The sequence below is a fragment of the Clostridium sp. N3C genome, from assembly GCF_900095445.1.
Classification (GTDB): Bacteria; Bacillota; Clostridia; order Clostridiales; family Clostridiaceae; genus Clostridium_AU.
The window spans coordinates 13,759-27,061 of sequence record NZ_FMJL01000031.1; the positions used below are offsets into that span (position 1 = coordinate 13,759).

The following is a 13,303-nucleotide window of genomic DNA, read 5'->3' on the forward strand; positions in this document are numbered from 1 at the left end:
TACCTCAATTACCAAATATTTTTTAGTCTTTTAACCTGCTAATTGCTTCGCTGGCAGAATAATCATTAGAAGTGAAAGCATTTCTTATATATTCGCTAATCTCACTGCCTGCCTTCTCTTTTACAACGCCTAAGAAACCTTCCAAAGTTGCATTTTTGTACCTATACCTATTGTAATATGTTTTAAATATATCGTCAAACATTTCATCTCCAACCTTGCTTCTAAGATCCTCTAATACTACAGGACCAATATAATAAACAATTATTGAGAACTCCCTCCAGCTATACTGATCAGTACTTCTATAAATTGGTGGTTTATATGGATAATTATTGTTTAGAAAAGTTCTTTTTATTCCGTACTGATTATCTTCTCCATATAAGTTCTCAAAAAACAATGCTGTAGCATAGGAGGTAAAACTTTCGTCCAAAATAGGTTCTTTAAATTCATTGTTCCCTATAATAGAGTAAAACCATTGATGTGCAGTTTCATGAACTACAGCCTCATCTTCAAAGGATAAATTATCAGCAGAAGGAGTTGCATCCATTGTTGAATAAAAACCCATTTGGGTAATTGTAGGATATTCCATAGCTCCCCCCTCTAAAGGAGTTTCCACTACATCATATTCACTGTAAGGATATTCTCCATAGGTTTTGCTAAAGAATTCTAAAGATTTGCATGCAAGATCCAACATTCTCCTAGCTGCATTTTCATAACCTAAATGATAGCTATTCACTTTTACTCCATTTACCTCTTTAGAAATGACTTTATAATTTTCACTCATAAAGAAAACAAAATCTCTAACATTCTCCGCTTGAAAAGTAAACTTATCCATACCATTCCTAGATTCCTTATTTTTTTCAACTCCAGTAGTTGCCACTACCATACCTTTTGGTACTAAAATTTCCACTTGATAATCTGAACAATCACTGTAATTAGATTCACCTACAGGATGGAAGGGATTTTCATCCCAAAGGCCCTGTTCTTCATCATATATTGAAAGAATAGGATACCAGTTTGTAATAGAATATTTATTTTCATAATATCCTAATCTATCTCGAGACTCAGGTATTTGTAAAGTAAAATCAATTACAGCCTCTGCCTCTTCCCCAGGCCTTAGATCTTTATCTAAATTAAATTTTAATACTTGATTATCCTCTGTATATTTAACTTTTTGACCATTGTAAGTTACAGAGTTAATTTTTATATCTCCAATTTCACTTTTACTTAATACTCTTGTACTCTCCCCTATACTCGGTCTAGTTTCAGCACTATTATAAGAATCTGGATATAAATGAAAAACCACATCCTTTAAAGAAGTATTATAGTTGTTTCTAAACTTAACTCTTTCATAGCCTAAAATCTTTTTATTGTTTTCATCTAAAGAAACCTGTATTTTATAGGCGGTTCTATTATCCCTTAAATTTAACTGTTCCTGATTCTCTCCCCATTCCTTTGGATGAGGAACCTCTTTATAATTGTTACTTTTGCCAATATTATCATTACTAGCTATGTAATCTTTCTTATTTTCTGCATATATCTCCTTTGCAATAAATATACCTACTGTTACAACAAGTAAAAAGCCTATAATCAAGCCACTTATTACTTTTTTCTTATTTTTCATATTGATCACCTCACATTTTTCCATGATATGAATATATTCTTATCCATTTTATTATACAATATTGTTACAAAAAAGTATATTTATTCATTTTTCTCAAGCTAAGCTATTATATTAAATAAAAGCTTCAGCTAGGCTGAAGCTTTATAAAAGAGTTCTAGAAAATAAGATTATTCAACTACCTTTAGTATTTTGAATTCCATCTTCTTTAAGCTAATTCCATTTTTCAAGGATATAGACTCTCCAGATATAAGATCTACTGAGTCCTTTTCAAAGGAATTATTCACAACATAGTCTTCTTCATTATTATTTATAGCTATTATCACAGAACCATTGTCAGAATTTCTTTCAAAGATTATAACATTATCCTCTAAATAAAGAGGTTTATAATCGCCATAAACTAATTCCTTATTTTCCTTTCTAATTTTTATGAGCTTTTTATAAAGCTGTAAAAGCTCCTTATTTTGTTTATCTTCATCCCAAATCATGCAAGCTCTATTTAAAGGATCATTGCCACCGGTAATACCAACTTCATCGCCATAATATATGTATGGAACTCCCTCAAAGCAAAATTGGAAGACTATAGCTAACTTCATTCTATCTACATTTTCATTACATTCATATAAAAACCTTGGAGTATCATGGCTTCCAAAAAGGTTCCATAATTGCCTTGTTACACCGCTCATATAAATTGCTCTATTCATACTTACAATATTGTCAAATTCCTTCTCATTTATACTTCTCTTTGCAAAAAAGTCTACTAGAGCTCCTCTAAAAGGATAGTTCATAATACTATCTAATTGGTCCCCATTTAGAAAACTAACAGCCTCATGCTGTATTTCTCCAACTATAACTGCCTCTTTATTCACTGCTTTTATTCTCTTTCTAAAGTCCCTCCAGAATTCATGATCTATCTCATCACAAACATCTAGACGCCATCCATCTATGCCTACTTCCTTTACCCAATACTCACCAACCTTAAGCAAGTACTCCTTCACTTCTGGGTTTGCAGTATTTAACTTTGGCATATGTCTTACATTTCTAGCAAAGGTATAGTAATTAATCTTTTCTAGGCTTACAGGATATTCATCTATAAAGTACCAATCCTTATATTTTGACTTCTCTTGCTTTTCTAGCAGATCTTTAAAAGCAAAAAAGTCGCTTCCTGAGTGATTAAACACTGCATCAAAAATAATTCTTATACCTCTTTCATGGCACTTTTTAACCAATTCCTTTGCTAGTTCTACCGTACCAAATTGAGGATCTATCTCATAATAATCCGCAGTATTGTACTTATGATTTGAGGTAGACTTAAAAATTGGAGTAAGGTAAATTAAATCTATACCTAAATCTTGAAGGTAATCTAATTTATCTATTATACCTTGAAGGTCTCCCCCAAACATAGATTTATGAGAAACAGGTTGTCCCCACTCCAAGGTATTTTCTGGATCATTGCTTATATCTCCGTTACAAAATCTATCAGGGAAAATTTGATAAACTACAGCTTCCTGCATCCATTTACATTCATGATAAACATCTGCCTCCCCAATATAGGCATATTGAAAACCGGTAGCCTCTGGAATTTCCATAGGCTCTTCCTTTAATCCTCTTTCATCTAAGTATATTTTCTTTCCTTTTCTATCAGTGAGCTCAAAATAATATTTGTATCTATTTTTCTCCACTTGTACATCTACTTCATAAAAATCAAAGAGATCTGTTTGTGCAAAAAGCTTCATGGTCTTTTCACAAAAAGGATTTTCCCAATCATATCTACATTTATAGTGTACCTTTACCTCACTCATGTCCTCTCTTGCTGTTCTAATTCTAATACATAGTGTATTCTTATCCTTTGCATAAGCATAGGGAACGGTAGTATTATGAAATATCGCATGTTTATTCATACTATTATCCTCTCCATAAAATTAATAATTTGTAGCTCTCCTACAAGGTCATTATATCAAAACCTTCCTAAAGCATTTGTATATAGTTGATATTTTTTGTATATATTTTAATCATTTATATTGACCGTCATTTTATATAGTGTTACATTAAAACAAAATAATCTTCTTACTAAAGGAGTGATAAGATGCCCCTAGAAGGCTTCATTTCTGACAAATACTTTTTTAGTCCTATCATTTCACTGCTTATAGAATCTAATGCTAAAGCAAACATTATAGAATTGATAAACAATAAACACAAAGAGGAACGGGAAAATAATATTCCCTTTCAGCACAAGAAAAATGACCTTTTCATGTGGAATATAGTTTATATTAGAGAGGTTCTAGCCAAAGGCACCTATAAAGAAAACTTTAGCGAACTCTACAATAAGTTTTATATGAAGATTTTTAAAGCTACCACTGTAAAAGAGCTACAGGCCTTAGAGCTAGAGATCGCTTCTAAATACTTGGACCTACTAATCTACGATGCAGAGGTTACAGACACTTTTATTGTAAACAAGCTTCTTCAATATCTGCACATTCATATTGAAAGTCATGTTTCACTAGAACAGTTATCAAAGGACATGGGTATCTCCATAAGCTATGCTTCAAAGTGCTTTAAAAATAAAATGGGTATGACCATTATGCAATATTGTAAAAAAATCAAAATAGAAAGGGCAAAGAGCTTATTATTAAGCACTACTAAGAGCATTCTAGATATTGCCCTATTGTTAGGCTTTTATGATCAAAGCCATTTCACTAGGACCTTTAAAGCCTTGACTGGTATTACTCCTACCCAGTATCGAAATAATAATTACCTGTAGAATAAAAAGGCCTTTTCACAGATATGATTTGTGAAAAAGCCTTTTATAGCCATATTCAATAACCAAGTAACGAAAACCAATAGCATTATATCAAAAATAAAAGTAAAAAACCTTTTATCTACAATATAACATATGTAAATAAAAGGTCTCCTTAATATATATTATACCACTGCCACATCATACTGGCTAGCAGTTGAATTCTTATTAACTTCTACTGGGTACTCTTTGCAAAGTAAAGCTCTTACATATCCTCTGTCCTTTGTGGTAGATTCTATATAAAATCCTCTTCCATAATAAAATCTAACTAAAGAAAACATCCTTGAGGCAGTGTGCAGATATAAGTTTTTTACTCCTAACTTCATCATATAGTTATCAACTGCATTTAATAGTATTTTACCAACACCATTGTTTTGATATGCTACTTTTACACCAAGTCTACTTAAATATGCTGTATTATCAGGATTTATTTCAACTCTAACGCTTCCTACAACTTCTCCATCTAAAATAGCTACTAAAACCAATTTAGTTTCTAAATCCCTTTTCAAATCCTCATAACTTTCCTGTAAAGGTTGCACAAATTCTGTTATACCTGCATTTTCAGCATAGGCCCAGAATGCTTCCTTTGCTTCCTCTATTATTTGAGTAATATCCTCCTCAATTGCTTCCCTAACCACAAAGGTTATTTTGTCCATCGATCTACCCCCAATCAATTAATATACTGATATTGTATAATTATACAAACATTATTATAAAAACGCAATACTTTTTTTAAAGTTATTTTGTATATATATAAAATAAGTTTTATATATATACATTGTATTACCTTATGTCATATTTAGTTCTAATTATATGCAAAATCTCAATCAAAACAACATTATGATTATATGTGTTTTTCATATCATATACAACAATATTTAATAAAAAAATATTAGCATTATTTCTGGTAGCATATTCACCTTAATCCTCATATGTTATTTATTGTGAATCAAAAATTATCTTATCTCTGAAAGGAAGTGTACTAGCTCAATGCTACATTATAATTATCCTAATGATTATTCAAATCAATATATAGATCCCTATTATTACGGACCGGATATTTATAGAAACAATCATTCTTCCGATCCTTATACCTTTACCTCTATAGAAAATGACCGTAAACAGGATGATAAAAAATCTATTATACCTACTTTGCCCAATTCTTGGTCCTTTGGTCCTTTAACCATACACTGGGATTTTGATGGACAATCTATAAACATGGTGTTAAAGGTACTGGAGGATGCTCTTGAAAATGTAATTTTATCTATATCTAAACCTACCGTTACTATAACTACAAACATAGGAAATGCCGCTGTAAATTTAAGAATAAATGCAGACTTTACAAGCAAGAAAATAGTCCTTAAGGGTACAATATGTCTTGATACTGTTTGCACCTCTTTTAACAATACCACAATTGCAAAATGGCAGTAGTAGAGAAGATGCCTATAACTTTTATAAGGAAGTTTTATATAAAAAAATATGGAGCTCTAAAAATGAGTCTCCATATTTTTTATTATATTCACTGTTCTGAAAATCCTTAGATTTAATTAGCTGCATAGTAGTTTATTAAGCAACCGCATAAAATTATAGTCTTTTCGTCCTCTGTTAATTTATTGAGCTTAAGCTCTATATTTTTATTGCCATCCTTACCTACTATAACTGCAGGAATAGTTTCCTTACCAGCCTTAACTGCTTCCTTAATATCTTCGATATAAATATATTGTCCAACTTCAAAGCTGTCTACAAGAGCTTCATCTACAACGAAAGGTAACATACCCCAGTTAATTAGGTTGCTTCTATATCTCTTTGTAGCATATTCTAAAGCTATATTTGCTGAAGCTCCTAATACTCTTTGACAGGAGGCTGCCTGTTCTCTTGCGGAACCGTCCCCTGGTCTTAGGGCAAATATAGTGCTTCCTATTTGAGTTGTGGACATGAAGCTCTTTAATTCCTCTTCAGATATATCCTCTCCCTTTAGCTTTTGTACTACAGCTTTTAATTCTTCTATATTTGCTTCTTTTCCTTCTATATATGCTCTTCTTTTCTTTTCCAACCCTTGTACCGCTTTAGCTCTGCCTACATACTGTGGATCCTTACGAGACAATGCAAACTCTGATAGCTTTAAAGGATTGGATCTATAGGAGGAAGTTTCTCCTGAAGGAATAAGTTCATCTGTTGTAGTAACTTCATCCTTAATTACAGACGCAACCTTTAGCAATAGATTATCGGTAAGCTTTGGCATCTCTGGCCAATCACAGATATTTGGACCGTATTTTAATGGTGCATCTATTTGAGCTTTCCCATATCCATAGTAAACTCTCTTTTCATAAGGAGATCTATCATATTCATAACTTGTATCTACATCTGGAATTTCTATTTCTGTAGCTGGAGTTAGGTATCCACCATTCATAGCAGTAGCTGCAATGGATAAAGCATCAACTAAAGCTACAGAAGATATTTGTCCTTCTCCTGGCTTAGAACCTTCTCTGTTAGGGAAGTTTCTTGTAGTATGTCTTATACTGAATCCATTATTATTAGGTACATCTCCTGCACCAAAGCATGGACCACAGAAAGCAGTTTTTAATGTTGCACCACTAGCCATCAAGTCACTAATAGCACCTCTCTTAATAAGCTGTAAGAAGATTGGTTGGCTTGCAGGATATACACTTAAGTTAAAGTAATCATTTCCTACAGACTTATCCTTAAGTATAGCTGCTGCCTTTAATACATTTTCAAACATACCACCAGCACAACCAGCTATAATACCTTGATCTACTTTTACTTTTCCATCTACTATCTTATCTGTTAGCTTAAAGTCTATCTTAGGATTATCTAAAGACTTCTTAGCCTCTTCTTCTACATGTTTTAATATTTCATAAGGATTGCTGTTTAATTCAGAAATCTTATATACATTGCTTGGGTGGAAAGGCAAAGCAATCATTGGTTCTACCTTGCTTAAGTCTACCATTACTAAACCATCATAGTATGCTACCTTTCCTGGCTGCAATTTTGCATAGTCCCTTGATCTGCCATGAATCTTGTAGTATTCTTCAACCTTTTCATCAGTAACCCAAATGGAGCTTAAGCAGGTAGTTTCCGTAGTCATTACATCTATACCGTTTCTAAAATCAACAGATAGGTTTCCTACTCCTGGTCCTATAAATTCTAGTACCTTATTCTTAACAAAACCGTTCTTAAATACCTCACCAATAATAGCTAAAGCTACGTCATGAGGTCCAACACCCCTTTTAGGCTCCCCTTCTAAATAAACTGCTACAACCTTTGGATAAGTAAAGTCATAGGTCTTACCAAGAAGTTGCTTAACTAACTCTGGTCCACCTTCACCTATAGCCATTGTTCCTAGTGCACCATATCTTGTATGGCTGTCAGAACCTAAAATCATCTTTCCACAGGCAGCCATCTCTTCTCTCATATAAGTATGTATTACTGCTTGGTGAGCAGGTACATATATTCCACCATACTTTTTAGCTGCCGATAAACCAAATACATGGTCATCTTCGTTAATAGTTCCTCCTACAGCACAAAGGCTATTATGACAGTTAGTCAATACATATGGTATAGGGAATTCCTTTAAACCACTAGCTTTAGCCGTTTGAATTATACCTACATAGGTAATATCATGGGAAGCCAAAGCATCGAACTTAATTTTAATAAAATCCTCGTTATTTGAAGTATTATGTTTTTGAATAATGCCATAGGCTATGGTCTCTCTTTTAGCCTTTTCTGGATTTAAATCCTCGGGACTTAAGTCACATTCTTTTAAGTCTGCTGCTGAAATTTCATCCACAGCCCCTAGAATTTTGTCCCCATTATACACAAATACGCCTTTATCAAAAGCTGTAACCATTAATATCCCCCCAAATCACATGAAAATCTAGATTATAGATACTTATTCTAGTATAATTATAACAACTTAAGATATATATTGGAAATATTTAAATCATATATTATTCATACTTTTATCATATAAATCCATTTAGAAAGTGAGATAGACTTATGGATATTAAGCAATTAAGATACTTTATTGCCATTGCCGAAGAGGGCTCCATTTCTAAAGCTGCCAAGAGACTGCATATGGCTCAGCCACCGCTAAGTCAACAGCTAAAAGCCTTGGAAGAAGAATTAGGCATAGAGCTATTTGAAAGAAATACTAGAAAATTAGAAATCACAACTGCTGGACAAACTTTGTATCATAAGGCTAAGCAAATATTAAAACTTATGGACATAACCATTAAAGAAGTTAAAGATATTAACGACGGTCTTGCAGGAAAACTATCAATAGGCACTGTTTCTGCCGCAGGGGCTACCTTTTTACCTCAACTCATTTCAAACTTTCACAGGAAATTTCCTAATGTAAGTTTTGAAATAATTGACGAAGATACTTCTAGTATTATTGAATTACTTTCTAAGGGCTTCATTGATATAGGTATAATACGAACTCCTTACAACACAGAAGGTTTTGAAGTTATCAATCTACCGGAAGAGCCTATGATTGTGGCAAGCAAAATAGACTATTGGGATAAAAGAAAAAAAGTTATAAGTTTAAAGGATCTAAATCAATTACCTATAGTACTACATAGGCGATATGAAAAAACTATAGGAGAACTATGTAACAAGAAAGGTTTTTCTCCTAATATAATTTGCAAAAGTAATGATGTCCGTACTATTCTTTTATGGGCCAATGCTGGTATTGGTGTTGCCATAATCCCAAAAAACTGCTTAGATCTAATTCCTAATAGCAAGCTTTATTATAGAGAATTAAAAGAGACTGAACTAAGAGTAGGTACTGCAATAATATGGCCTAAAACAGGATATCAGTCTTCAACTACTAAGCAGTTCATAAAATTGCTAAAAGACTAATTATACTTATAGTTTTATTACATAAAAAAGTGAGCTGCAAAAGCATTATATTTTTGCAGCTCACTAAATTAATATTTATTCTTAAATTTATTACTTTAAGATGGCAGTTGACATTGAAGGCATAGTCAATTTACCCTTCTTCAAGGTAATCTTTCCGTCACTGGTTTTTAGCTCTCCCTTAACCTTAAGCTTAGAATACTCATCACCGCTTAAGTCTATGTCTACTTGCTCATCGCCTAGATTATGAATAACATATACCTTAGAGTTATTATATTCTAGACTATAAGCACATAGAGCCTCATTTCCCAAATCTATAGAAGTTACCTTTCCTCTTTGAATTTCAGGATTTTCATTTTTTATTCTTATAATATCTTTATAAAATTGAAGCAAGGAATTTTTATCTTTTTCCTGTTCTGCAACTCCAGCCTCTATAGTACTAGTATAATCAGCGTTAGGTGGCGCTTGGGTAATTCCTTTTGTATCGCTAGTAGACCACAACATTGGTAGTCTCTTATTTTCGTCCTTACCGGAACCAACCATTCCTATTTCTTCACCGTAATATATAAAGGTGTTTCCTGGCATCATCTGATAAAGACTAGCAGCCATTTTCATTTGAACAAGATTTTGCCCTAAAAATCCTGCACTTCTTCCCTGATCATGGTTAGATATAAAAGGTGCATCAATGGCATCTTCATCAATGTTTTTGATTTTATTCTGCCATTCTTCCAAGGACTTACTAAAACCAAGGCCATCTTTCTTTCTTATAGTAGTAACTATTTTTCCTGTAGTATCTGAAAATGGGAAGTTAAAGAAGCTATCTGCTCCAGTCTTATAGTATTCAGATACAGTCCCTGCATCTGACCATACTTCTCCAACTATGTAGACATCCTTTTTATAAGCTTCCATTCTTTCATTAAAATCCTTTAAGAATTCCACGCTCTTTGTAGTATTGCCAGTATAGTAGGAAGTGCAAGCATCCATTCTGAAACCAGCCACACCTTTATCTAGCCAGAACTTACCTATCTTTTCGATTTCCTCTCTAACCTCTGGATTATCCAAATTCAAGTCTGGCATCTGATCCCAGAATTGACCTTCGTAATACCATCCTGAAGGCATACCTACTGAATGATAACCGGACTTTTTCTCCTGAGAAAAGTTATAATATTTAACATACTTATTATGTTCCCTGCATAATTCAGGGTGAGTGCATACCTCTTGTCCGCAAGGTTCTATCGCTAAACTTTTCTTAGCAGATACAAACCATGGATGCTGTGTAGAGCTATGGTTCACTACTAGGTCAATAATTACTTTAATTCCTCTTTCATTACACTTTTCTATTAATTCTTCAAAATCCTCCATAGTGCCGTATTGAGAATCAATAGAATAATAATCTGTAACATCATACTTATGATAGGTAGGAGATGGCATTATAGGCATAAGCCATATGCCATCTATGCCTAGGTCATTTTGGGTTTTAAAATCATTATCCTTCAAATAATCTAGTTTTTCTATTATGCCTTTTATATCTCCAATTCCATCTCCGTCAGAATCGTAAAAAGAACGAACAAAAATTTCATAATAGTTTCTATAATCATCATCTATTACATTAATCTTCTGTTCTTCACTGCATCCGCCCATAAGAAGCATAGTAAAGATTAACATAATTCCTAGGACTTTTTTCATACTTTAATTCCTCCAATAAAACTTAGCCCTTTACAGAACCTCCAGTTATACCTTCTACATAGTACTTTTGCATGTAGATAAATAGAATTGTTATAGGTATAGCAACTAATACAGCACCAGCACAGAATTGCGTAAAGTAAGCATTAACATTTTCTCTTGTAAGCATCTGATATAATCCAAGAGCAATAGTGTAATTCTGATAATTATCCTTCATAATAACGCTAACAAATATAAAGTCTACCCAAGGAGCTAAGAAGGATGTCAAAACTGTATAAGTAATAATTGGCTTTGAAAGAGGCAATGTGATCTTCCAGAATATCTGGCTTTTAGTTGCTCCATCTATAGTTGCAGCCTCATCTAAGGCCTTAGGAATAGTATCAAAGAATCCCTTTGATATCATAAATCCTAAAGCAGATCCACCAGAATATACTATAACTAAAGCTATAAGAGATTGATCCAACTGCAGTGACTTTAATATATGATAAACTGCTGTCATTGACATAAAGCCTGGGAACATACCTAAAATCAATGCTACATTCATCATAGGTTTTCTTGATTTAAATCTCAATCTACTGAAAGTATAGCTAGTACCTAATATCATTAAAGTAGATAGTATACAGGTGAATATTGCTACTACTAAGGTATTCATGAACCATCTAGGATAGTTAAACAAGTCTGTCTCAGTAAATAATTTAATATAGTTATTGAAAGTATAATTTTTAGGCAAAATATAAGTTGTATAGGCACCTTTTTCTGCTCTAAAGGACTGCAGAATAAGCCATACTAATGGAAAGATCCATATTAAAGCTAATACTGTTAAAATAACATAGATTATAGCATTAGCTATTTTAGTTCTCATCCCATAACCTGTCTTTATATTTTTATTAGATTTATTCTTATCTATCATTGGAAAGTATCCTCCTTTTGAACAGATGCAGATCTATTATATGCAATAAGTGATAATGTAGCACTTATTACAAATATAATAATTGCTATAGTAGAAGCCAAGGAATAGTTCTGCTCATTTACAGTAAGTTTATAAAGCCAAGTTACAAGCAAGTCTGTTTCCCCTGCCTGGAAGTAGTTTAAAGAGTTTGGTCCTCCTCCAGTTAACAAGTATATAACGTTAAAGTTATTTATATTTCCAACAAACTGAGTAATTAAATATGGAGTGGTTACAAATAGCATATATGGTAAAGTTATTTTCATAAATGCTGTTACAGGTCCAGCACCATCTATCTTTGCACTCTCATACAAATCCTCAGGAATATTCATAAGGATACCTGATGTGATAAGCATAGTGTATGGGATACCAACCCACATATTTACTATAATTACAAATATTTTAGCATTAGTTCCATCTGTTATAAACTTAATGGCTTGAGAAGTAAGCCCTAATTTTTGAAGTAATATATTTATTGGTCCTACATCTTGGAACATTCTTGACATAAGTAGTAAAGTTACAAACTGAGGAACGGCAATAGTTAATACAAATATAGTTCTCCAGAATCCCTTGAACTTAATCCCCTTCTTATTGATAAGAAGAGCTAAAATCATACCAAGTAAGTAGTTTGAAAAAGTGGCAAAAACCGCCCATACGAAAGTCCAGATTAAAATCTTAACAAATGTTCCAGACATCTTAGAATTAGAGAAGAATAAATTTTTAAAGTTTTCAAATCCAACCCAAGTAAATAGCTTTCCTGGTGGTTGATGTGTTTTATCAAAGTTTGTGAAAGCCATTAAAATCATAAAAATAAGTGGCATAATTACTGTTAATACTATTCCTATAGCAGGTAAAGTTAATAATGTTTTATGGAAGTTTTTATCAAATAAATTCTTTACATCATCCTTGAAAGTAGGAGGTCTATTTCCTGCCTTTCTTATTAACTCACAGTTATAAGACTCTTTTACACTTTTTACATACATCAAAATTATTGCGCCAATAGCAAATATAGTAACAACACCAAAAAGCAAAATCAACATAGAGTTATCTCCAGGTTTATACTCATAAATCTGAAGTTCCTCATTCCATACCTGGCGTTGTACTTCTTTACCTAATGTTGGTAAATTACTCAAATAATACCATCCACTGTTAAGTATGTACACTATAAAGCTTACTTGAAGAGCAAGAAAAATTAATCCTTTTACTATCTGTCCTCTTAAGATACATCCTAAGCCCATAATAATGAAGCTTAATTTAGTTATAAGATTACCTTTTTTCAAGGCATTAAAAAAGAGGGATTTATCATTCTTTAATTCCTTAGATACATTGATATCTTCCATATATACCTCCATCATAATTAAAATCTTATAGAAAAACAGCT

Annotated in this window: 10 protein-coding genes; 3 read left to right on the forward strand and 7 right to left on the reverse strand. The window is 32.6% G+C overall.

Annotated features, from left to right (window positions below; genetic code table 11):
* Positions 1-22: 22 nt before the first annotated feature.
* Together N3C_RS09295 and N3C_RS09300 are read right to left on the reverse strand one after the other, a co-directional pair.
* Positions 23-1,621 carry a M1 family metallopeptidase gene (locus N3C_RS09295; RefSeq protein WP_074365759.1) on the reverse strand — a complete coding sequence of 533 codons (1,599 nt, stop codon included), beginning with the start codon at positions 1,619-1,621 and terminating at the stop codon, positions 23-25.
* A 167-nt stretch (positions 1,622-1,788) separates the two neighbouring features.
* Positions 1,789-3,519 carry a glycoside hydrolase family 13 protein gene (locus tag N3C_RS09300; protein WP_074365760.1) on the reverse strand — a complete coding sequence of 577 codons (1,731 nt, stop codon included), beginning with the start codon at positions 3,517-3,519 and terminating at the stop codon, positions 1,789-1,791.
* A 185-nt stretch (positions 3,520-3,704) separates the two neighbouring features.
* On the opposite strand from N3C_RS09300, the gene N3C_RS09305 reads away from it, so the two are divergent.
* Positions 3,705-4,379, forward strand: a complete 675-nt coding sequence (locus N3C_RS09305; RefSeq protein WP_074365761.1) for a helix-turn-helix domain-containing protein — start codon at positions 3,705-3,707, stop codon at positions 4,377-4,379.
* Between the two features lie 161 nt (positions 4,380-4,540).
* On the opposite strand, the gene N3C_RS09310 is transcribed toward N3C_RS09305, so the two are convergent.
* Positions 4,541-5,071 (reverse strand): GNAT family N-acetyltransferase, encoded by a 531-nt coding sequence (locus tag N3C_RS09310; RefSeq protein WP_074365762.1) that lies wholly within the window; start codon positions 5,069-5,071, stop codon positions 4,541-4,543.
* 334 nt (positions 5,072-5,405) lie between these two features.
* On the opposite strand from N3C_RS09310, the gene N3C_RS09315 reads away from it, so the two are divergent.
* Positions 5,406-5,846: a hypothetical protein gene (locus N3C_RS09315; protein ID WP_074365763.1), complete on the forward strand. Its 441-nt coding sequence runs from the start codon at positions 5,406-5,408 to the stop codon at positions 5,844-5,846.
* Positions 5,847-5,958: 112 nt separating this feature from the next.
* On the opposite strand, the gene N3C_RS09320 is transcribed toward N3C_RS09315, so the two are convergent.
* Complete coding sequence (locus N3C_RS09320; RefSeq protein ID WP_074365764.1) at positions 5,959-8,283, reverse strand: hydratase; 2,325 nt, start codon at positions 8,281-8,283, stop codon at positions 5,959-5,961.
* 149 nt (positions 8,284-8,432) lie between these two features.
* On the opposite strand from N3C_RS09320, the gene N3C_RS09325 reads away from it, so the two are divergent.
* Positions 8,433-9,296: a LysR family transcriptional regulator gene (locus tag N3C_RS09325; protein ID WP_074365765.1), complete on the forward strand. Its 864-nt coding sequence runs from the start codon at positions 8,433-8,435 to the stop codon at positions 9,294-9,296.
* A gap of 90 nt (positions 9,297-9,386) precedes the next feature.
* On the opposite strand, the gene N3C_RS09330 is transcribed toward N3C_RS09325, so the two are convergent.
* The 3 genes from N3C_RS09330 to N3C_RS09340 are packed head-to-tail and all read right to left on the reverse strand — an operon-like array spanning position 9,387 to position 13,262.
* Entirely contained in the window at positions 9,387-10,979 is a 1,593-nt protein-coding gene (locus tag N3C_RS09330; protein ID WP_074365766.1) for an alpha-amylase family glycosyl hydrolase, read from the reverse strand.
* Between the two features lie 22 nt (positions 10,980-11,001).
* The gene (locus N3C_RS09335) at positions 11,002-11,886 is read right to left on the reverse strand and encodes a sugar ABC transporter permease (RefSeq protein ID WP_083604500.1); all 885 of its coding nucleotides are present in this window, start codon (positions 11,884-11,886) and stop codon (positions 11,002-11,004) included.
* Positions 11,883-13,262: a carbohydrate ABC transporter permease gene (locus N3C_RS09340; protein WP_074365767.1), complete on the reverse strand. Its 1,380-nt coding sequence runs from the start codon at positions 13,260-13,262 to the stop codon at positions 11,883-11,885. The genes N3C_RS09335 and N3C_RS09340 overlap by 4 nt, the downstream gene beginning before the upstream one ends.
* Positions 13,263-13,303: the final 41 nt, after the last annotated feature.

Excerpts from the sequence above, each read along its gene's own strand:
- N3C_RS09300 (WP_074365760.1), bottom strand. The coding sequence starts at position 3,519 with ATGAATAAACATGCGATATTTCATAATACTACCGTTCCCTATGCTTAT.
- N3C_RS09315 (WP_074365763.1), top strand. The coding sequence starts at position 5,406 with ATGCTACATTATAATTATCCTAATGATTATTCAAATCAATATATAGAT.
- N3C_RS09325 (WP_074365765.1), top strand. The coding sequence starts at position 8,433 with ATGGATATTAAGCAATTAAGATACTTTATTGCCATTGCCGAAGAGGGC.
- N3C_RS09340 (WP_074365767.1), bottom strand. The coding sequence starts at position 13,262 with ATGGAAGATATCAATGTATCTAAGGAATTAAAGAATGATAAATCCCTC.
- N3C_RS09305 (WP_074365761.1), top strand. The coding sequence starts at position 3,705 with ATGCCCCTAGAAGGCTTCATTTCTGACAAATACTTTTTTAGTCCTATC.
- N3C_RS09335 (WP_083604500.1), bottom strand. The coding sequence starts at position 11,886 with ATGATAGATAAGAATAAATCTAATAAAAATATAAAGACAGGTTATGGG.
- N3C_RS09310 (WP_074365762.1), bottom strand. The coding sequence starts at position 5,071 with ATGGACAAAATAACCTTTGTGGTTAGGGAAGCAATTGAGGAGGATATT.
- N3C_RS09320 (WP_074365764.1), bottom strand. The coding sequence starts at position 8,283 with ATGGTTACAGCTTTTGATAAAGGCGTATTTGTGTATAATGGGGACAAA.
- N3C_RS09330 (WP_074365766.1), bottom strand. The coding sequence starts at position 10,979 with ATGAAAAAAGTCCTAGGAATTATGTTAATCTTTACTATGCTTCTTATG.
- N3C_RS09295 (WP_074365759.1), bottom strand. The coding sequence starts at position 1,621 with ATGAAAAATAAGAAAAAAGTAATAAGTGGCTTGATTATAGGCTTTTTA.